We start from the raw sequence: 18,764 nt of genomic DNA on the forward strand, positions 1-18,764 counted from the left end.
TCCGTTGAAGGCTATAGCGCTCGCCCAGGCGGATCAGGCCATCGTGACCAAGCATCGGATCTACACAACCAGCTTCGCGAGCGTTTATCCGCACTACCTGGCCAAGGCGGAGAAGAAGGGTCGCACCAAGGCTGAGGTCGACGAGATCATCCTCTGGCTGACCGGCTTCAGTCAGCAGGAGCTGGACGCGCATTTGGCGGAGAAGTCGGACTTCGAGACCTTCTTCGGCCAGGCGCCCGCGCCAAACCCCGCACGCGCCGACATTAACGGCGTGGTCTGCGGCGTTCGCGTCGAAGACGTCGCCGAGCCGCTGATGCGAGAGATCCGGTACCTAGACAAGCTGATCGACGACCTCGCCAAGGGAAAGCCGATGGCGAAGATCCTCAATCCCTCCCAGAAGCCGAAGGTGGCGAAGGGCGGCTGATCAGGTCGCTAGAGCCTAGACGGCCACCGGCTGCGGTCCGCAGGCAGGCGGGCGGCGGCGCGCGTGCTGGTGCAGGATCGCCGGCGCGTCACACGTGGATGGCGTGGCCGAGCGCGCGCAGCGCGGCCTCGCCGAGCGTCTCCGACTGCGTCGGGTGGGCGTGGATCAGGCCGGCGGCGTCCTCCAGCACCGCGCCCATCTCCAGGAGCGCGGTCATCTCGCCGGACAGTTCGGAGACGTGCCGGCCGACCGCGGCGAAGGCCAGGATGCGATGGTCGTCGGCGCGCGCGGCGACGCGCACGAAGCCGCCGTCGTCGCCGCCCTCCTGGCTGAGCGCACGGCCGTTGGCGGCCAGCGGGAAGACCGCGGTGATCACCTCCGGGCCGGGCTCCGGCCAGGCGCCGACGCTGACCACCTCGGGCGTGGTGAAGCAGACCGCCGGGATCGCCACCGGATCGAACCGGCGCCGGCGGCCGGCGATGATCTCGGCGACCGTCTCGCCCTGGGCCGAGGCCTTGTGCGCCAGCATCGGCTCGCCGACCAGGTCGCCGATCGCCCAGACGTTGCGCATCGAGGTCGCGCAGCGATCGTCGACCTTGATGAACGGACCGTCCAGGTCGACCGCCATCCGTTCGAGCCCCCAGCCCTCAGTCCGCGGCCGCCGGCCGACGGTGACCAGCAGCTTGTCGGCCGGGATCTGCAGCGCCGGGCCCTGGGCGCGCTCGACGGACAGTCGCCCGTCCGCGAAGCCGGTCGCGCGGGCGTCGAGGTGCGCCTCGATCCCGGCCCGCTCCAGCGCGCGGGTGATCGGCGCGCTCAGCGCCGGGTCGTACTGCGGCAGGATGCGCGACAGCGCCTCGACGATCGTCACCTTCGCGCCGAGCGCAGCGAAGGCCATGCCCAGCTCCAGGCCGATGTAGCCGGCGCCGATCACCGCCAGGGTCTCGGGCACGGCGGGCAGCGCCAGCGCCTCGGTCGACGACAGCACGTCGCCGCCGAACGGGATGGCCGGCAGGGCGACCGGTTCGGAGCCGGTCGCCAGGATCACGTGCTCGGCCTCGATCACCTGGATCGCGCCGTCGGGCCCGGTGACCTCGCAGGTGCGCGCGTCGCGGAAATTGCCCCAGCCGCGCACCACCCGCACCTTGGCCCGGCGCAGCAGGCCGCCGACGCCGTCGCTCAGGCGATCGACGATGCCGTCCTTCCAGCGCAGGGTCTGGGCGAAGTCCACCGCGACCTCGCCGGTGACCTTCAGGCCCAGCGGGTTGTCGCCCTGGGCGCGACGCAGCACCTCGAACTCGCCGGCGGCGTGGATCAGCGCCTTCGACGGGATGCAGCCGCGGATCAGGCAGGTGCCGCCCAGCCGGTCGGCCTCGACCAGCACGGTGTCGAGCCCCAGCTGGCCGGCGCGGATCGCGGCGACATAGCCGCCCGGGCCGCCGCCCAGCACCAGCACCTGGACCTTGGACACCGCGGCTTCGGCAAGCGGGCTCATCGGGCCTCCACGAACAGCAGGGCGGGGGTCTCCAGGAGCCGCTTGATCGCCTGGATGAACTCGGCGGCGTCCCAACCGTCGACCACCCGGTGATCGAACGAGGACGACAGGTTCATCATCTTGCGCACCACCACCTGGCCGCCGACCACCACCGGCCGCTCGACGATCTTGTTGGGCCCGAGGATCGCCACCTCCGGCCGGTTGATCACCGGCGTGGTGGCCAGCCCGCCGAGCGGGCCGAGGCTGGTGAGGGTGATGGTCGAGCCGCTCAGCTCGTCGCGGGTCGCCTTGCCGGCGCGGCAGGCGGAGGCCAGCCGGGCGATCTCGGTGGCCGCCGCCCACAGGTCCAGCGCCTCGGCGTGGCGCAGCACCGGCACCACCAGGCCGGTCGGGGTCTGGGTCGCCAGGCCGAGGTGCACCGCGGCGTGCCGGCGCACCACGCCGGCCTCGTCGTCATAGGTGGCGTTGATCTGCGGATAGCGCGGCAGGGTGCGGGTGACGGCGCGGATCAGGAACGGCAGCAGGGTCAGCCGCGGCCGGTCGGCGGCTTGCGCGTTCAGCTCGCCGCGCAGCCGCTCCAGCTCGGTGACGTCGACTTCCTCGATGTAGGAGAAGTGCGGGATCCGCCGCTTGGCCTCGCTCATCCGCTCGGCGATCTGCCGGCGCAGGCCGATCACCTTCACCTCCTCGACGCCGGTGCGCACGGCGGGCGCGGCGGCCGGCGCGGCGACCGTCTCGCCGGCGGCGACAAAGCGGTCGAGGTCCTCGCGGGTGACCCGGCCGGCCGGGCCGGTGGCGGGCACGAACTGCAGCCGCACGCCCAACTGCTGTGCGCGGCGGCGCACCGCCGGCGAGGCGAGCGGCGCGGCGCCCGGGGCGCGGGCGACCAGGGCCGGCGCCACGGCGGCCGGCGCAGCCGTCGCGACCGGCGCGGGGGCTGGCGCGGGCGGGGCGGCCGCAACCGGCGCCTCGACGGCGCGGGTGGGCTCAGGTGCGGCTGCCGGCGTGGATGTCGCCGCCTCGGCCCCGACCTCGAGCACCGCCAGCACCGAGCCGACGGCGGCCTTCGCGCCGGGTTCGCCGGCGGTCGAGACCAGCTTGCCGTCGACCGGGCTGGTGATCTCCACCGTCGCCTTGTCGGTCATCAGGTCGACCAGCGGCTGATCCTCGGCCACGGTCTCGCCGGGCTTCACGTGCCAGGCGACGATCTCCACCTCGGCCACGCCCTCGCCGATGTCGGGCGTCCGGAAGACGTATTCCGCCATTGGCTCAGCTCTCCATGACCTGGCGGAGCGCCGCGGCGAGGCGCGCGGGTCCGGGGAAGTATTCCCACTCGAAGACGTGGGGGTAGGGCGTGTCCCAGCCGGTGACCCGGGTGATCGGCGCCTCGAGGTGGTAGAAGCAGTGCTCCTGTACGAGCGCGGACAGTTCAGCGCCGAAGCCGCTGGTCTTGGTCGCCTCGTGGACGATCACGCAGCGGCCGGTCTTCCGCACCGAGGCGGTGATCGCCTCGATGTCGACTGGCCACAGAGTGCGCAGGTCGATCACCTCAGCGTCGACGCCGGAGAGTTCAGCGGCGGTCAGCGCCACATGCACCATGGTGCCGTAGGCCAGCACCGTCGCCTGGGATCCCGGTCGGACGATCGCCGCCTCGCTGAGCGGGATGCGGTAATGCCCCTCGGGCGTCTCGCTCGCCGGATGCTGCGACCAGGGCCGCACCGGCTGGTCGTGGCGGCCGTCGAACGGGCCGTTGTAGAGCCGCTTCGGCTCCAGGAAGAGCACCGGGTCGTCGTCCTCAATGGCGGCGATCAGCAGGCCCTTGGCGTCGTACGGCGTCGACGGCACGACGACCTTCAGCCCCGCGACGTGGGTGAACAGCCCCTCAGGACTCTGGCTGTGGGTCTGGCCGCCGAAGATGCCGCCGCCGTAGGGCGTGCGCACCACCAGCGGCGCGCTGAACTGGCCGGCCGAGCGATAGCGCAGCCGCGCCGCCTCGGAGATCAGCTGGTCGATGGCGGGATAGATGTAGTCGGCGAACTGGATCTCGGCGACCGGCCGGAGGCCATAGGCGCCCATGCCGACCGCGGCGGCCAGGATGCCGCCCTCGGTGATCGGGGTGTCGAAGCAGCGCTTCAGGCCGTGCTTGGCCTGCAGCCCCTCGGTCACCCGGAACACCCCGCCGAAGTAGCCGACGTCCTCGCCGAACACGAGCACGTCGGGGTCCTTGGTCATCATCACGTCGAGCGCCGAGTTCAGCGCCTGGATCATCGTCATCGACGGCATGTCAGACGCCCGCCTCCTGGCGTTGCCGGCGCAGGTGCCAGGGCTGTTCCTTGTAGACGTCGTCGAACATCGTGGCGGCGCTCGGCCGCTGGCCGGAGCCGAGCACGCCGATCGCCTCGGCCTCCTTGCCGGCGGCCTGGACCGCGGCCTTGGCCTCGGTGTGCAGCGCCGCGACGTCCGCCTCGGTCAGGGCGCCGCTGTGCAGCAGGTGCTGTTCGAGCCGGCGGATCGGGTCGCCCAGCGGCCACAGGCTGGCCTCGTCGGCCGGCCGGTATTTCGTGGGATCGTCGCTCGTCGAATGGCCTTCGGCGCGATAGGTGACCAGCTCGATCAGCGTCGGCCCGAGGTCGGAGCGGGCGCGTTCGGCGGCCCAGCGGGTGGCGGCGTAGACCGCCAGGAAGTCGTTGCCGTCGACCCTGAGCGACGGCACGCCGTAGCCGATGCCGCGCGCGGCGAAGGTCGCCTCGGCGCCGTTAGCGATGCCCTGGAAGGTCGAGATGGCCCACTGGTTGTTGACCACATTCAGCACGACCGGCGCCCGATAGACCGAGGCCAAGGTCAGCGCGTAGTGGAAGTCGCCTTCAGCCGTCGAGCCTTCGCCGATCCAGGCCGCGGCGATCTTGTCGTCATTGCTATAGGCCGAGGCCATCGCCCAGCCGACCGCCTGGCTGAACTGGGTGCCGAGGTTGCCAGAGAGCGAGAAGAAGCCGGCCTCCTTGGCGGAGTACATGACCGGCATCTGCCGCCCCTTCAGCGGGTCGCGGGCGTTCGAGTAGATCTGGCACATCATCTCGACCAGCGGGTAGTCGCGGGCGATCAGCAGCCCCTGCTGGCGGTAGGTCGGGAAGCACATGTCCTCGCGCTCCAGCGCCAGGGACTGGGCCCCGGCGACCGCCTCCTCGCCGGTGCAGCGCATGTAGAACGAAGTCTTGCCCTGCCGCTGGGCGCGGAACATCCGCTCGTCGTAGGCCCGGGTCAGCAGCATGATCTTGAGACCAGAGATCAGCTCGTCGCGGGTCAGCCCCGGCGTCCACGGCCCGACCGGTTCGCCGTCGGCGTCGAGCACCCGGATCAGCGAAAACGCGAGGTCGCGCATGTCCGCGGCGTGGGTCTCCAGGTCCGGCCGGCGGGCCTCGCCGGGGGCGGGAAAGCGCAGGCCGCTGAAGTCCGCGGGCTCGCCAGGGCGGCGCGCCGGCTGCGGGATATGCAGGGAGAGAGCCCTGCGGTTGCGGAGGACGGAGTCGTTCATTTCGCGGGTTCGCCGATGATCTTCAGCATACCGTCGTAAGGTACGGCGCCGCCTCGACGTTCCGCGCCGCCAGCCAGGCGCTGCGGACGCAGGGCAGGACCCGCAGCCGCTGCAGCCCGAGCCGGGCAGCGTCGCCTTCGGCGGTGATCCGCGCCCGCACTTCGAGCTCGCCCTCAGCCTCGACGGCGGACAGTTCCAGCGGGGTGATGTCGAGCAGCGCCAGCACATTGATCACCCGGCCGAGCCCGCGGACGCCGTCGCCGACGCGCACGGCGAGGTCGAAGGCCGGTGCGACGGCGCACGGCGGCGGCTCATGGCGAACGTAATCGACGGCGGGCATCGGCGGCCTCCCTATGTGCTGCGGGAAGACTATTTGACGCCGCGTGAGATTTCTTCTCTATCTCACCGATGATAGCGGATGACGCGAAAGTTCTATGCGCCTTAGGATCAAAAGATGAATGGGATTGACGATGCGGACTTGCGGATCCTGCGCGCCCTCCAGGCCGACAGCCGGCGCTCGACGGCCGAGCTCGCCGAACTCGTCGGCCTGTCGCAGCCGGCCTGCTGGCGCCGGGTTCAGCGCCTGCGCGACGCCGGCGTCATTCGCCGCGAGGTCGCGTTGCTCGATCGGGAGCAACTCGGCTTCGGCGCGACCGTGTTCGCGCTGGTGAAGCTGTCGTCGGTCGGCCGCGCCAACCTCGCCGGCTTCTCCGAGGCGATCCGCGGCCTGCCCGAAGTGGTCGAGTGCCACGTGCTGATGGGCGCCTACGACTTCCTGCTGAAGATCGTCACCCGCGACATCCACGCCTATGAGCGGTTCTTCTTCGAGCGGCTGTCGGCGCTGGAGGAGATCCAGGACGTGACCTCCTCGGTGGCGCTGTCCGAGATCAAGGCCGGGCCGGGCCTGCCGATCTGAGGGGCTCCAACTCATCCAGCTTCGCGGCGATCTGCTCGAACAACTCGCCGGGGTCGACCTGCAGCAGCTTGGCGATCTGGTAGAGCTCGAGCGCGTCGACCCGCCGCTGGCCGCCCTCGATCCGCTGGACGTGGGAGGAGGCCTTGCCGAGCCTGTCGGCGAGGCCGCGCTGGGTGACGCCAGCGCGTTTGCGGGCGGTGGCCAGCACCGCGACCAGGGCGCGGTATTCGTCACTGAAGACCGGGTTGGGCCGACGCGCGAAAGTAGCCAAGGACTGCTCCAGTCTGACGATTGATCCGAGGCGGTAGCCCGCCGAACTCGCTGTCATCCCGGTTTCGCGAAGCGAAGACCGGGACCCAAGAACACGGCGCGGCGAGGGTCGCGCCGAGGCCGGCGACGCCGGTGTTCTTGGATCCCGGACAGCCGCTCACGCGGCTTCCGGGATGACAGCTGGGATTACGCTTCCGCCTTCACCTTGGCTCGATAGGCGTGCAGCAGCGGCTCGGTGTAGCCGTTCGGCTGGGCGACGCCTTCGAAGACCAGCGCCCGGGCGGCCTGGAAGGCCAGGCTCTGCGCCTCGCGCCCGGCCATCGGCCGGTAGGCCGGATCGCCGGCGTTCTGCTGGTCGACCTTGACCGCCATGCGCTTCAGCGCCGCCTCGACCTCGTCGGCGGTGACCACCCCGTGCAGCAGCCAGTTGGCCATGTGCTGGCTGGAGATCCGCAAGGTCGCGCGGTCCTCCATCAGGCCGACGTCGAAGATGTCCGGCACCTTCGAGCAGCCGACCCCCTGGTCGACCCAGCGCACGACGTAGCCGAGGATCCCCTGGGCGTTGTTGTCGAGCTCCTCGCGGATCTCGTCGGGGCTGAAGTTGCGGCCCAACGCGACCGGCACGCTGAGCAGCCGGTCGAGGCTGGCGACCGGCTCGGCCCGGCGCTCGGCCTGGCGGGCGAACACGTCGAGCCGGTGGTAGTGGGTGGCGTGCAGGGTCGCTGCGGTCGGCGAGGGGGTCCAGGCGGTCGAGGCCCCGGCCTTCGGGTGGCCGAGCTTCTGCTCGAGCATGTCGGCCATCTTGTCGGGGGCCGCCCACATGCCCTTGCCGATCTGCGCCTGGCCGGACAGGCCGCAGGCCAGGCCGATCTGCACGTTGCGGTCCTCGTAGGCCTTGATCCAGTCGGCGTTCTTCATCTCGACCTTGCGGATCATCGGCCCGGCCCGCATCGAGGTGTGCATCTCGTCCCCGGTCCGATCCAGGAAGCCGGTGTTGATGAAGACGATGCGGTCCTTCACCGCTTCGATGCAGGCCGCCAGGTTGGCCGAGGTGCGGCGCTCCTCGTCCATCACCCCGATCTTCACCGTGTGGCGCGCCAGCCCGAGCAGGTCCTCGACCGCGTCGAACAGCCGGTTGGCGAACGCCGCCTCCTCCGGGCCGTGCATCTTCGGCTTGACGATATAGACCGAGCCTTCGCGGCTGTTGGTGAAGCGGCCGAGCCGCTTCAGGTCGTGCAGCGCGATCAGGCTGGTGACCGCGGCGTCGAGGATCCCCTCGGGCGCCTCGCGGCCGTCCGGCAGCCGCACCGCCGGGGTGGTCATCAGGTGGCCGACGTTGCGCACGAACAGCAAGCTGCGGCCCGGCAGCACCAGCTCGGCCCCGTCGAGGCCGACGTAGCGGCGGTCGCCGTCGAGCGCGCGGGTCAGCACCTTGCCGCCCTTCTCGAAGCGGGCCTCGAGGTCGCCCTTCATCAGCCCCAGCCAGTTGGCGTAGGCCTCGACCTTGTCCTGCGCGTCGACCGCGGCGATCGAGTCCTCGAGGTCGACGATGGTGGTCAGCGCCGACTCCAGCACCACGTCGGCGATGCCGGCCGGGTCGTCCTGGCCGATCGGGTGGGCCCCGTCGACCACCACCTCGATGTGCAGGCCGTTGTGGCGCAGCAGCAGGCTCTCGCCGCGCCGGCCGACCAGCTGCGCCGGGGCCTTGAGCTCCGGGTCGCCGCCGGCGAACTCGGCCCAGCTCCCGTCCGCCAGCGGCACGGCTTCGTCGAGGAAGGCCTTGGCCCAGGCGATCACCTGCGCCCCGCTGGGCGGGTCGTAGCCCGGGCCCTTAGCCTGGCCGGGGATCGCGTCGGTGCCGTAGAGCGCGTCGTAGAGGCTGCCCCAGCGGGCGTTGGCGGCGTTCAGCACGAAGCGGGCGTTGAGCACCGGCACCACCAGCTGCGGCCCGGCCAGCGTCGCCACCTCGGCGTCGACGTTACGCGGCGCGACCGCGAACGGCGCCGGCTCGGGCACGAGGTAGCCGATCTCGCGCAGGAAGCCCTGATAGGCGGCTTGGTCGATCGGCTGGCCCTTGCGGGCCGCGTGCCAGCCGTCGATCTGCGCCTGCAGCTCGTCGCGGCGGGCCAGCAGGACGGCGTTCTCCGGCGCGAAGCGGGCGTAGATGTCGGCCAGGCCGGCCCAGAAGGCCTCGGCCGTCACCCCCGTGCCGGGCAGCGCCCTGTCCTCGAGGAAGCGGACCAGCGGCTCGGCGACCTGCAGCCCGGCCTTCTCGATCATCTGGCTCATCGTCATCCTCCCGAAGCGGCGGATTCCTCTACCGCTCCTGTCATCCGGGCGGTAGATGCACGAAACGCAAAGAAGTCGTGCACAGTATGCAAGAAACCATCGATCCGGATCTCGCCCTGTTCGCCCATGTCGTGACCGCCGGCAGCATTGCGGCGGCGGCGCGCCGTCTGCGCCTCTCCTCGCCGATGGTTTCGCGGCGGCTGGCGCGGCTGGAGACCCGGCTGGGCGTCGTGCTGGTGCGCCGAACGACGCGGCGGCTGGAGCTGACGGCGCAGGGCGAAGCCTTCTATCGCGACGTCCGCGGCATCCTCGATGCGGTGGAGCAGGCGGAGGCCCGACTGACCGGCGCGGCGCGCAACGCGGCGGGGCCGTTGCGGGTCAGCGCGCCGACCTCGTTCGGCCGGATGCACGTCGCTCCGTTGCTGAAGCCGTTCCTCGACCGGCACCCGAAGATCTCAGTGTCCCTGGATCTTTCCGACGCCTACGTCGACCTGCTGGCGGACCGCATCGACCTGGCGGTGCGGATCACCGCCGAGCTGCCGCCGACCCTGGAGGCGACACGGCTGGCGACCAGCCGTCGGGTGCTCTGCGCCGCGCCGGCCTATCTCGCCGCCCAGGGCGTACCGCCGGATATCGCCAGCCTGCGCCGCCATCGCCTGCTGTCGGCCGGAGGCAGTCTGCCTTGGCGGCTTTCGGTGGGCGGCCGCGAAGCTTTGGTTACCGGCGAGAGCGTCGTGCGCACCAACTCCAGCGAGGTCGTGCGCGAATTGGCCGTGGCCGGGGTCGGCATAGCCCTGCGCTCGCTGTGGGACGTCAGCGGCGAGCTGCTCAGCGGCCGGCTGGTGCGCATCCTGCCCGAGGTCGAGGGCTCGCTGGACGTCGGTGTCTACGCGGTGCGGCCGCGCGCGGCCTTCACCCCGCCGGCGGTGGACGCCTTCGTCGCCCACCTGCGCGAAACGCTCGGGGCCCGGCCGCCGTGGGAGCGGTGAGCCGGCCGCTCAGGGTTCGGCGGGCGGCGGGTATTCGTCGCTGAAGCCGAGGATCCGCGAGATCCGCTCGCCGGCGTCCAGCACCAGCCGTTCGAGCCGCGGGCGGTGCGCTTCGACCCGGTCGGTCGGGCCGGCCACCGAGATGGCGCAGAACAGCGCGCCGTCGCGGCCGAACACCGGACTGGCGATGCCGCTGGCGCCGTCGACGATGCCGTTGCGGTCGAACACCACGGCCTGCTCGCGGGCGGCGCGCAACACCGCCGGCATCGCGTCCTTGTGGGTGGTCTCGGCGGTGAACTCCAGGAACTCGGTCTGCTCCAGGTAGCGCGCCTGGGCGTCGGCCGGCAGGAAGGCCAGCATCGCCTTGCCGGAGGCGACGCTGAACAGCGGCCGCCGGTTGCCGACGCGGACCGTGAAGCGCAGCGGCGCCTCGGATTCGATGACGTCGATGTAGATGCTCTCGGTGCCGCGCTCGGTCAGCGCGTTCAGCGTCACCGTCTCGCCGGTCTCATGCGCCAGCCATTCGAGCACCGGCCGCGCGCAGGCCGGAAAATCCTGCGACGGCGCGGCCTGGGCGATCAGCCGCGCCAGGCGGAAGCTTTCCGGCCCGGGCGTGTAGAGCCCGGCCTGGCGGATCAGGAAGCCGCCGTGCTCCAGGGTGTGCAGCAGCCGGTGCAGGCTGGTCTTCGGCAGCTTGAGCCGCTGGCTGAGCTCGGCGAGGGTGCTGCCGCCGCGCTTGTCGGAGATCGCCATCAGGACCTCCGGCACGCGCAGGATCGCCCGCGGCCCAGCCTCTTCCTTCTCGGCCTTCTCGACGCCAGAATTGGCTGCGTCTTTCCCCGGCGCCATGGTCCTGGCCAGCCCCCACGATCAAGCCTCGTTGTTAGAGCATGGCGCGCCGAGGCGCCACGCCGGGCGTTTGGTTCAGGAGCATTCCGCCGCCCCGCGGAGGCGTGAAATCTGCGTCGCGGGCGCCTACCTCTAGGCGACGCGGCCGGAAGATCGCGTCGGCGGTGTCAAGCCGCGGATGCGGCTGGCGGCGCATTCGGGAGATGACTTGCGGCGCAAAATTCGACAGGTTGCTACCAGACGTTATGAAAGCCGCGCCCGCTGGTCCGCGCCTCGACCGCCCGGCTTTCGCGCTCAAAATCATTGTGGAGGACATCGTGAACAAGCCGGTCGGAATCAACATCGATGAACCGGTCCAGATCACCGCTGAGGATCTGGCTGAAACGTTGACCTATCCGGTGACGGCTTTCCTCTCGAAGGAATACGCCGAGGCCGAGAAGGAACGGCTGTGGCCGAAGGTGTGGCAGCACGCCGGCCGGGTCGAAGAACTTCCCGAGGTCGGCGACTTCCTGACCTACGAGATCGGCGACGACTCCATCATCGTCGTCCGCACCGCGCCTGATGCGTTCAAGGCGTTTCACAACGTCTGCGCCCACCGCGGTCGGCGGCTGATCGACACCCCGCCCGGCGCGCACAGCGCCACTGGCTCGAAGCACCGCTTCGTCTGCGGCTTCCACGGCTGGACCTACGACCTGGACGGCAAGAACACCTTCATCCTCGACCAGGAGGACTGGAAGGGCGGACTGAACCAGGACTGCACCTCGCTGACGCCGGTGAAGGTCGACACCTGGGGCGGCTGGCTGTGGATCAACATGGACCTCGAGTCCGTGTCGCTGCAGGAGTACCTCGGCGACGTCATCCGGGTCCTGGGCCCGTTCCAGTTCGAGAAGATGCGCTACAAGTGGCGCCAGTGGGTGGTCTTCGACTGCAACTGGAAGACCGCGATCGAGGCCTTCATGGAGCCCTACCACGTGGCGGGCACCCACACCCAGATGCTCGAGCACGGCCAGTACTACGCCTACTCCAAGGCCTACGGCCTGCACGGGGTCAGCGGCTTCGACGAGCGCGATCCGGCGCTGAAGATGAAGCAGAGCGGCACGATCACCCGCGCCGGCAAGGGCGCCGATCCGCGGGTCTCGACCTACAACCTGCAGAACGAGATCTACACCACGGTCAACAACGCCTCGACGACCGAGACCCTGGTCAACGCCGCCAAGCGGCTGGTCGACGAACTGCCGGAAGGCACGGCGGCGCCGGACGTGATCAAGCACTGGCTGGCCTCGGCCCGGGCCGACGATGCGGCGCGCGGCGTCGAGTGGCCGACGATCGCTCCCGAACAGATGGCCGAAGCCGGCCTGGCCTGGAGCGTCTTCCCCAACATGAGCATCCTGCAGGGGATCACCTTCGCGCTCTGCTATCGCGCGCGGCCGTACGGCGACAATCCGGACAAGTGCATCTTCGAATCCTATGCGATCGAGCGCTTCCCGGAAGGCCAAGAGCCGAAGACCGAGTGGGTCTACGCCGAACCGACCGGCGAGAAGTGGGGCATGGTGCTGGCCCAGGACTTCTCGAACATGGCGGCGGTGCAGAAGGGCATGAAGTCGCGCGGCTTCAAGGGCGCGCTGCCGAACCCGCACCAGGAGCGGAAGGTGACCAACGCCCACCGCAACCTGGCGGCCTTCATGGGCACGGGCTCGCCGCGCATCCTCAACAAGAAGGAAGGCTGATCGCGGGCCTCCTCTAAGTCCGTCATCATCGAAAGGGCGCGGTCGCAGGGCCACGCCCTTTTTGTTTGTGGGGTCGTCTGATCCGCGCGAGCATGGCGGCGCGGCGTCGGAGAGCGCCCTCGGATCGGTGATGTGGGAGGAACGGATGAGCGGTCTGAACGACCTGCCGGAGCGGATCCGGAAATTCGTCGAATCCGGCGTCGTCGCGGAGTTCGCGACGGTCAGCGCCGCCGGCGTGCCGATCGATACGCCCACCTACTATTTCCCCAGCGACGACCTCGGCACGATCGACGTCGCCACGGGCCTGCCCAATCCGGCCAAGGCCGAACGCGCCCGGCGCGACCCGAAGGTCGGGCTGCTGATCGAGGGCGCGGCCGACGAGCCGGTGGTGGCGATCCACGCGCGCGCGGCGGTGCGCGACGCCGACCTGGCGGCCAACACCGTGCGCTACCTGTCGGAGACCGGCTTCAAGGGCATCAGCCACGGCGTCACCTGGGCGCAGGCGCGCGAGGCGGTGACCTACTGGTCGCGGATCATCATCGAGAACACCCCGGAGCGGATCTGGTGGTGGGACAACCAGGCGGCGCTGGACGGCCCGCCGCAGGTCTGGAGCGCGCCGGCCGCGGCGGCCTATCCGCACTCCGACCCGGCGCCGTCGGGCAAGATGCAGCCCTCGGCCTGGCCGGTGCGGCCCTGGCGGGAGGTCGCCGCCGACGCGCTGGCGCGCGTGCCCGCGGCGCACCTCAGCGTGCTGGACGAGCACGGCTATCCGTCGCCGATGCGGGCGCGGGCGATCGAACTGGTCGAGGCGGGCTTCCGGCTGACGATGCCGCGCGGCCTGCCGTGGGTTTGCGAGGGCCAGGCGAGCGTGACCTTCGCCGGCTTCTTCACCTTCATCGGCGAGGCGTCGCCGGCTGGCGACGCGGTCCTGGTCCGGGTCGAGCGGGCGCTGCCGGAACATCCCTCCACCAAGGACACCAAGGAGGTGCTGCAGCCGAGCGAGGACACCCGCCGCAAGGCGACGGCCCGCCTGGAGTACGAGGCCCAGCGCCGCGGCCAGTCGGTCCCGCCGGTCCCCGTCGAGCTGCCGCCGACCACCCGCCTGGCCAAGCTCCGTCAGGCGCGCATCGCCGGCGACGCGCCGATCACCGGCATCTCCGAGGAGATGGGCAACCGCACGACCTGACCCGCCTTCACGGGGACGAGCGGCGGACGGTCGCCGATGTAGCGCTTAGGCGAGCGTGAGGATCAACGGCCCTCGGCGGGTCGCGACCAAGGTATGCTCGTACTGCACCGTGGCCTGATGCAATGGCGGACGCAGCGTCCAGCCGTCTTCCAGTTCTTCGACCCAGTCGGCGCCGAGCGATAGAAACGGCTCGATGGTGAACACCAGGCCCTCGGAGATCCGCCGGCGGTCACCCGGCTCATGCCAGGTGGGGATTTCGGCCGGCTCGTCGTGCAGCGAACGGCCGACGCCGTGGCTCGCCAGATTGCGCACCAGGCTGTAGCCGTTCTTCCGGGCGAAGCTCTCGATGGACCGGCCAACCTCGTTCAACCGGGCGCCAGGCTTCACGGCCCGGATGCCGGCCCACATCGCCCGACGGCCATCGCGGCAAAGCCGTTCGATGCGCGCGCTGGTCGGCGGAACAGCGAAGCTCGCGCCGGTGTCGCCAAAATACCCGTCCAGCTCGGCCGAGACGTCGATATTGATCAGGTCGCCGGCCTTCACCACCGTGTCGTCCGGGATGCCGTGCGCGCAGTCAGGCCCCACCGAAATGCAGGTCGCGCCGGGAAATCCGTAGGCGAGCTCAGGGGCGGAACGCGCGCCTTCCTTCTCCAGCAGGGCGCGGCCAAGGTCGTCCAGCTCCTGGGTGGTCATGCCGGGCTCCAGCGCCTTGCCCATGGCGGCCAGGGTGCGGGCTACCAGCCCGCCGACGGTCCGCAGCTTGTCGAGCTGGTCCTCGCTCTCGATCGTCATTGGTCTCTCCCGTGGCGCCGGAGCGCCATTTGTCGGCTTGAGCGCCCGGGCGCAACGTCCGTTAACCCCTAAAGGGCGAACGCCGGCAAGGTCCCGGCCGCGAAGCGGGAGGGGACAGGCGACTTGCCCCGACGCGCCCACGCCGCTAGCCAAGGTGTCAGCGCCATTGGGCGAAGGGATCGGCATGGCCGGGACGAGACCGAAGGGGTCGGCGAAACGCGTGCTGCTCCTCGACACGGCCGAGAAGCTGATCGTGGAGGAAGGCTACGCCGCGGTGAGCACCCGCCGCGTCGCGCTCGAAGCCGGCCTCAAGCCGCCGCTGGTCCACTATTATTTTCCGACGACGGAAGACCTGCTGCTGGCGGTCTACCAGCGTGCCGCCGAGCAGTCGCATCAGCGGACGCTCGACGCGCTGGCCGCGGCGCGGCCGCTGGAGGCCTTCTGGACCCTCAGTAAGGATTCCGCCCACACCAGTCTCGGCACCGAGTTCTACGCCCTGGCCAATCACCGCAAGGAGATCCGCAGCGAGATCGTCCGCACCGGCGACGCCATGCGCGCGGCCGAGGCCGAGGCCCTGGGGCGGGCGCTGGGCGGGGACCTCGACCGCAGCGTCTGCGACCCGCTCGGCCTGCTGGTCCTGGTCACCGGGCTGTCGCGGATCCTGGTGATGGAGGAGGCGGTCGGCGTCACCGCGGGCCACGCCGAGGCGCGGGCGCTGGTCGACTGGCTGCTGCAACGTGCGGTGCGGCCGGACGCGCCGGATCGCGACGGGCCGGGAACCTGACGCGCGCCGACGCGTTTCGTCCTCGGTAGTGCGGCAGCGCTTAGGTGGTCCCGCCAGGCCATTTCGGAAATTCGGAGATTTATCTGGCGTCGGCCCGGAAGTTCAGGCATGCTGACAAAATCGAATGCCGTTTTGGTTCGGTTGCCTCCGCGCTTGTTCTTCGGATCGGGCCCCGAGCCTCCCAAGACCTTCTCCGAAAATTTGATCTCACGTCCATCCCAGGACGCGTGAAAACTTACATCTGAAAGACGACATCTATGACGACTGGCACCGTGAAGTGGTTCAACCCGACCAAGGGCTTTGGCTTCATCCAACCTGACGACGGCGGCCCGGACGTTTTCGTCCACATCTCCGCCGTGGAACGCTCGAGCCTCGGCTCGATCCACGAAGGCCAGAAGATCGGCTACGAACTCGAGCGCGACCAGCGCAGCGGCAAGATGTCCGCTGGCCAGCTGCAAGCCGCCTAAGAATTGCGGTTGTCCGGGGAGAAGGATCACTCCTTCTCCCCGCGACGTCCGATTGCTGAACCATTACGCTCTCGACCATTGAACGCGCCTATCAGTTGGCGCGATCTGGCCAGGTCCCCGACCTCGCCACTCTGAAGCAGCAATTGAAGTCTGACGGCTATCGGGCTGTCGACGCCTTGCTCGCCCCGCGCGGCATCAGCCGCCACCTTCAGGCCATCTGCTCAGCCGCCTTCAAACCAAGCGCCCCAGATGCGCCGAAACGAGAGACTCCATGACCAATACCCTAGACGGCGCCGGCTTCTCCGACCGCCTGCAACGGGCCGCTGACGCCAAGGCGGCGCTGCTCGCAAAGTTTCGCCCTAAGGCGACCGTGACGGCGCCTGAAGGCGTCTCGCGCGCCGAGGCCCGGAAGCACGAACTCGAACAGGTGCGGGTCGCCCGCACCGAGGCCAAGGTCGCCAAGAAGCAGGCTGCGGCGGACGCCGTCGAAGCCGCGCGCCTGGCCGAGGAGGCCGCGAGCGCGCTCGAGCTGGACGCCAAGCGTGGCGAGCGCAAGGAGCGCAAGGCGCTGACCAAGGCCGAGGCCAAGGCCAAGCGCGACGCCCGCTACGCCGCCCGCAAAGCGCGCAAGTAAATCTGGCCAGCCACGGCTGGCGACGCCGCCCGCGCGCAAGTTCGCGCGGGACGACGGGCCGGCTTCAGTGGCGTTCCAGCTCCCGCACACAGGCGCGCAACAGCTGCGCACGCTCGCGCGGCAGGTCCGGCGACTTCAGCTCGCCCCGCGCGCCCTCCAGCGGCGATCCGAGATGGCGCGCGCCCAGACTCCAGATCTCGGCGCGGACCTCCGCCTCCGTCGGAAACGCCCCGCGCAGCCAGGCGGACAGGCTCACCGCTTCGATCCTGAAGGGGCCGCCCCGGCCGTCGCCGAGCTCAAGAACGAGCGCGTCGCAGCGGCCGGCTTCGGCTTGTCCTGTTTCGGCTTGCGGGTCTCGCGGTTGGATTTCTTCTGGCCTTTGGCCATGGTCGCCTCCTGTCGGCGCCGAGCGGATGGCTGAAGCTCAGCAGCAGGTCGTGGCTTCCGCCGCCGGCCGAGCAGGCCGAAGGCCCTCGGCAAGAGGAGAGCGCTCACCACACAGAGCGCGGACGCTGCAACGAGCGGGGACATCATGGTCTCGGATCTTCGCCACATCGGGCGGGATCGACCGCTGCGGTGGCGGCACACGCCCGACGGCGCTGACCCCTAGATGGGGCGGCGCGACCAGCGGCGCCAGGGCTGAGCCGTGACAAAGCGCATTAGCAACCGGGGCCGGATCAGGCGTTCGGCGGCTCCAGGGGAAAAGTCAGGGCGGCGTGCAGGCCCGGCGGGCCGCTGACGCGAAGCTCGCCGCCCAACTGCTGCGCCAGCGACCGCATCAGCCGCGTGCCGCCGCCGGCGTTGGGGTCTTGCGGCGAACCGACGCCGTTGTCCGTGACCGACAGCTGATAGCAGTCGCCGCTGTGCTCGAACCGCACCAGGATTTCGCCGGGCCGGTCGTCCGGAAAGGCGTGCTTCAGCGCATTGCCGACCAGTTCATTGGTGATCAGCCCCAGCGGGACAGCCTGGGCTGACGACAGCTCCACCTCCTCGACATGACTGCGCAGGGCGATCGGCCGGACGCCGACGACGCTGACGCGCAGGTCATCGACCAGCGAGACCAGGAACTCCCGCGAGGAGACCACCGTCGCCCGTTCGCCCAGGTGGAGCCGGTTGTAGACCTTGCCGAGCACGTCGATGCGTCCCGCGGCGGCGTCCAGCGCCTGCTGCGCGGCGGGATCGGCGACCTCGCGCTTGGCCAGGCGCAGCAGCGCCGTCACCGACAGCAGGTGGTTCTTGACCCGGTGATTGACGTCCAGGAGCAGGAGCTGCTTCAGCGCGTCGGACCGTTCGAGCTCCATCTTGGTGGTCTGCAGACGTGCGGCGTTGGCGCGAAGCGCCTCGATCACGCCGGCGAGGAACAGGCCTACAAGGAGATAGACGACGAGCGCCGCGGACTCGGAAGGGCTCCGCAAAGCGAACGACCTTTCGGGCGGTATGAAGAAGTACCAGGCGAGCGCGGCGCTGAGCAGGACGGCGAACACCCCGGTGCCGCGGTCCAGCACGAGCGCGATGCCGATCACGGCCGGAAAGAACAGTAGGAACGGATAGTGCCCGAGCGTCCCCTCGGTGGCGGTGCGCAGGGCGAAGAACGCCAGCACCACGGCCGTGGCCAGCAGGTAGCGCACCGACAGAGGGAGTCCGCGGAGCGGGCCCGACCAGGCGAAGAAGCGGTCAAAATTCATGCAGCGAGCGCCAGTGAAGCCAACCGCAGGCTGCCGCGCGCGGGCCCTGAGCGGTTCCGGTCACGCTCCGGTCTCGCCATGGGCCGCGGCGACCGGCTTGGACTCCGGGGAGTTCTTCTGCCGCAGGAAGATCGACAGGACGACCAGCACGGCGGTCGACAGGAACTCGCTCTGCCAGTTCTGGAAGGACTCGAACCAGAGCTGCGGGTCGACAAGGTAGCCGATCGCCGTCATGGCCGGCTCGCCGTGCTCCGCCGCCTCCGCCGCCGCGGCGCGAAAGCTGAAACTCCAGTGCAGGACGAAGGAGGCGATGAACAGCACCGCGAGCGTCAGCCCCAGCGAATGGGCGTAAAGCCATCCGGCCAATCCGCCGACCCGCGCCAACCGCGGCGCGTCCGGCGAGGAGCTTGGAAGCTCTTCCGGCGAACCGGCGTCGGGCTTGCGCGATTCCGACGATCCCCGCTGAATCAATGTCGCCGTGAGGACCACGTAGGCGGCCATCTGCAGGAACTCGCTCTCCCAGTTCTCGAACAGGGCGGAGAGAAAACCCGGGCTGTGCAGGTAGGCGAACAGGCCGATCCCGGCCGGACCGTGACGCTGCAGTTCCTCGTTCTCGACCCGCCACCCGGCGAGCCACTGACCGGCCAGGCTCATCAGGAACAGCAGCATGAGCACCAGGGTCAGCGAGTTGTCCTTCAGGAACCTGCCGACGGATCGCATCATGG

At 70.1% G+C, this 18,764-nt stretch carries 21 protein-coding genes; 8 read left to right on the forward strand and 13 right to left on the reverse strand.

Going from position 1 to position 18,764, the window contains the following annotated elements; translation table 11 throughout:
* Positions 1-43: 43 nt before the first annotated feature.
* Positions 44-424: a DUF2200 domain-containing protein gene (locus ACSQ14_RS21015; RefSeq protein WP_436016194.1), complete on the forward strand. Its 381-nt coding sequence runs from the start codon at positions 44-46 to the stop codon at positions 422-424.
* A gap of 88 nt (positions 425-512) precedes the next feature.
* On the opposite strand, the gene lpdA is transcribed toward ACSQ14_RS21015, so the two are convergent.
* The 5 genes from lpdA to ACSQ14_RS21040 are packed head-to-tail and all read right to left on the reverse strand — an operon-like array spanning position 513 to position 5,791.
* Entirely contained in the window at positions 513-1,919 is a 1,407-nt protein-coding gene (gene lpdA, locus ACSQ14_RS21020) for a dihydrolipoyl dehydrogenase (RefSeq protein WP_436016195.1), read from the reverse strand.
* A complete protein-coding gene (locus ACSQ14_RS21025; RefSeq protein WP_436016196.1) occupies positions 1,916-3,184 on the reverse strand; it encodes a dihydrolipoamide acetyltransferase family protein in 1,269 nt (422 codons plus the stop codon). Before ACSQ14_RS21025 ends, lpdA begins: the two co-directional genes overlap by 4 nt.
* Positions 3,185-3,188: 4 nt before the next feature.
* Positions 3,189-4,202 carry an alpha-ketoacid dehydrogenase subunit beta gene (locus ACSQ14_RS21030; protein WP_436016197.1) on the reverse strand — a complete coding sequence of 338 codons (1,014 nt, stop codon included), beginning with the start codon at positions 4,200-4,202 and terminating at the stop codon, positions 3,189-3,191.
* A 1-nt stretch (position 4,203) separates the two neighbouring features.
* The gene (locus ACSQ14_RS21035) at positions 4,204-5,451 is read right to left on the reverse strand and encodes a thiamine pyrophosphate-dependent enzyme (protein WP_436016198.1); all 1,248 of its coding nucleotides are present in this window, start codon (positions 5,449-5,451) and stop codon (positions 4,204-4,206) included.
* 22 nt (positions 5,452-5,473) lie between these two features.
* Positions 5,474-5,791, reverse strand: coding sequence for a hypothetical protein (locus tag ACSQ14_RS21040; protein WP_436016199.1), 318 nt, complete (start codon positions 5,789-5,791; stop codon positions 5,474-5,476).
* 114 nt (positions 5,792-5,905) lie between these two features.
* Here ACSQ14_RS21040 and ACSQ14_RS21045 point away from each other — a divergent pair, with 114 nt between their 5' ends.
* On the forward strand, positions 5,906-6,367 hold the full coding sequence (locus tag ACSQ14_RS21045) for an Lrp/AsnC family transcriptional regulator (RefSeq protein ID WP_436016200.1): 462 nt from the start codon (positions 5,906-5,908) through the stop codon (positions 6,365-6,367).
* Here the strand turns inward: ACSQ14_RS21045 and ACSQ14_RS21050 are convergent.
* Positions 6,339-6,638 (reverse strand): helix-turn-helix domain-containing protein, encoded by a 300-nt coding sequence (locus ACSQ14_RS21050; RefSeq protein ID WP_436016201.1) that lies wholly within the window; start codon positions 6,636-6,638, stop codon positions 6,339-6,341. The genes ACSQ14_RS21045 and ACSQ14_RS21050 overlap by 29 nt on opposite strands.
* A 185-nt stretch (positions 6,639-6,823) precedes the next feature.
* A complete protein-coding gene (locus ACSQ14_RS21055) occupies positions 6,824-8,926 on the reverse strand; it encodes a malate synthase G (RefSeq protein ID WP_436016202.1) in 2,103 nt (700 codons plus the stop codon).
* Positions 8,927-9,012: 86 nt separating this feature from the next.
* Here ACSQ14_RS21055 and ACSQ14_RS21060 point away from each other — a divergent pair, with 86 nt between their 5' ends.
* Positions 9,013-9,915 (forward strand): LysR family transcriptional regulator, encoded by a 903-nt coding sequence (locus ACSQ14_RS21060; RefSeq protein ID WP_436016203.1) that lies wholly within the window; start codon positions 9,013-9,015, stop codon positions 9,913-9,915.
* A gap of 9 nt (positions 9,916-9,924) precedes the next feature.
* Here ACSQ14_RS21060 and ACSQ14_RS21065 read toward each other — a convergent pair whose 3' ends face one another.
* Positions 9,925-10,764, reverse strand: coding sequence for an IclR family transcriptional regulator (locus ACSQ14_RS21065; protein ID WP_436016204.1), 840 nt, complete (start codon positions 10,762-10,764; stop codon positions 9,925-9,927).
* Positions 10,765-11,081: 317 nt separating this feature from the next.
* On the opposite strand from ACSQ14_RS21065, the gene ACSQ14_RS21070 reads away from it, so the two are divergent.
* Positions 11,082-12,491 (forward strand): aromatic ring-hydroxylating oxygenase subunit alpha, encoded by a 1,410-nt coding sequence (locus ACSQ14_RS21070; RefSeq protein ID WP_436016205.1) that lies wholly within the window; start codon positions 11,082-11,084, stop codon positions 12,489-12,491.
* A gap of 145 nt (positions 12,492-12,636) precedes the next feature.
* On the forward strand, positions 12,637-13,677 hold the full coding sequence (locus tag ACSQ14_RS21075; protein WP_436016206.1) for a pyridoxamine 5'-phosphate oxidase family protein: 1,041 nt from the start codon (positions 12,637-12,639) through the stop codon (positions 13,675-13,677).
* 45 nt (positions 13,678-13,722) lie between these two features.
* On the opposite strand, the gene map is transcribed toward ACSQ14_RS21075, so the two are convergent.
* On the reverse strand, positions 13,723-14,469 hold the full coding sequence (gene map / locus ACSQ14_RS21080) for a type I methionyl aminopeptidase (RefSeq protein ID WP_436016207.1): 747 nt from the start codon (positions 14,467-14,469) through the stop codon (positions 13,723-13,725).
* Between the two features lie 184 nt (positions 14,470-14,653).
* On the opposite strand from map, the gene ACSQ14_RS21085 reads away from it, so the two are divergent.
* The 3 genes from ACSQ14_RS21085 (at position 14,654) to ACSQ14_RS21095 (ending at position 16,354) form a co-directional block, all read left to right on the forward strand.
* A complete protein-coding gene (locus ACSQ14_RS21085; RefSeq protein ID WP_436016208.1) occupies positions 14,654-15,253 on the forward strand; it encodes a TetR/AcrR family transcriptional regulator in 600 nt (199 codons plus the stop codon).
* A 257-nt stretch (positions 15,254-15,510) separates the two neighbouring features.
* Positions 15,511-15,720 (forward strand): cold-shock protein, encoded by a 210-nt coding sequence (locus tag ACSQ14_RS21090; RefSeq protein WP_436016209.1) that lies wholly within the window; start codon positions 15,511-15,513, stop codon positions 15,718-15,720.
* A 271-nt stretch (positions 15,721-15,991) separates the two neighbouring features.
* Positions 15,992-16,354: a DUF6481 family protein gene (locus ACSQ14_RS21095; protein ID WP_436016210.1), complete on the forward strand. Its 363-nt coding sequence runs from the start codon at positions 15,992-15,994 to the stop codon at positions 16,352-16,354.
* A gap of 64 nt (positions 16,355-16,418) precedes the next feature.
* On the opposite strand, the gene ACSQ14_RS21100 is transcribed toward ACSQ14_RS21095, so the two are convergent.
* The 4 genes from ACSQ14_RS21100 to ACSQ14_RS21115 all read right to left on the reverse strand — a co-directional run bounded on the left by ACSQ14_RS21100 (position 16,419) and on the right by ACSQ14_RS21115 (position 18,762).
* On the reverse strand, positions 16,419-16,610 hold the full coding sequence (locus tag ACSQ14_RS21100) for a hypothetical protein (protein ID WP_436016211.1): 192 nt from the start codon (positions 16,608-16,610) through the stop codon (positions 16,419-16,421).
* Positions 16,607-16,741 carry a hypothetical protein gene (locus tag ACSQ14_RS21105; RefSeq protein ID WP_436016212.1) on the reverse strand — a complete coding sequence of 45 codons (135 nt, stop codon included), beginning with the start codon at positions 16,739-16,741 and terminating at the stop codon, positions 16,607-16,609. Before ACSQ14_RS21105 ends, ACSQ14_RS21100 begins: the two co-directional genes overlap by 4 nt.
* Positions 16,742-17,031: 290 nt before the next feature.
* On the reverse strand, positions 17,032-18,039 hold the full coding sequence (locus ACSQ14_RS21110; RefSeq protein WP_436016213.1) for a sensor histidine kinase: 1,008 nt from the start codon (positions 18,037-18,039) through the stop codon (positions 17,032-17,034).
* 60 nt (positions 18,040-18,099) lie between these two features.
* Positions 18,100-18,762, reverse strand: a complete 663-nt coding sequence (locus ACSQ14_RS21115; protein ID WP_436016214.1) for a DUF6766 family protein — start codon at positions 18,760-18,762, stop codon at positions 18,100-18,102.
* Between the last annotated feature and the right edge of the window lie 2 nt (positions 18,763-18,764).

The sequence above is a fragment of the Phenylobacterium sp. LjRoot219 genome, from assembly GCF_964252995.1.
Classification (GTDB): domain Bacteria; phylum Pseudomonadota; class Alphaproteobacteria; order Caulobacterales; family Caulobacteraceae; genus Phenylobacterium.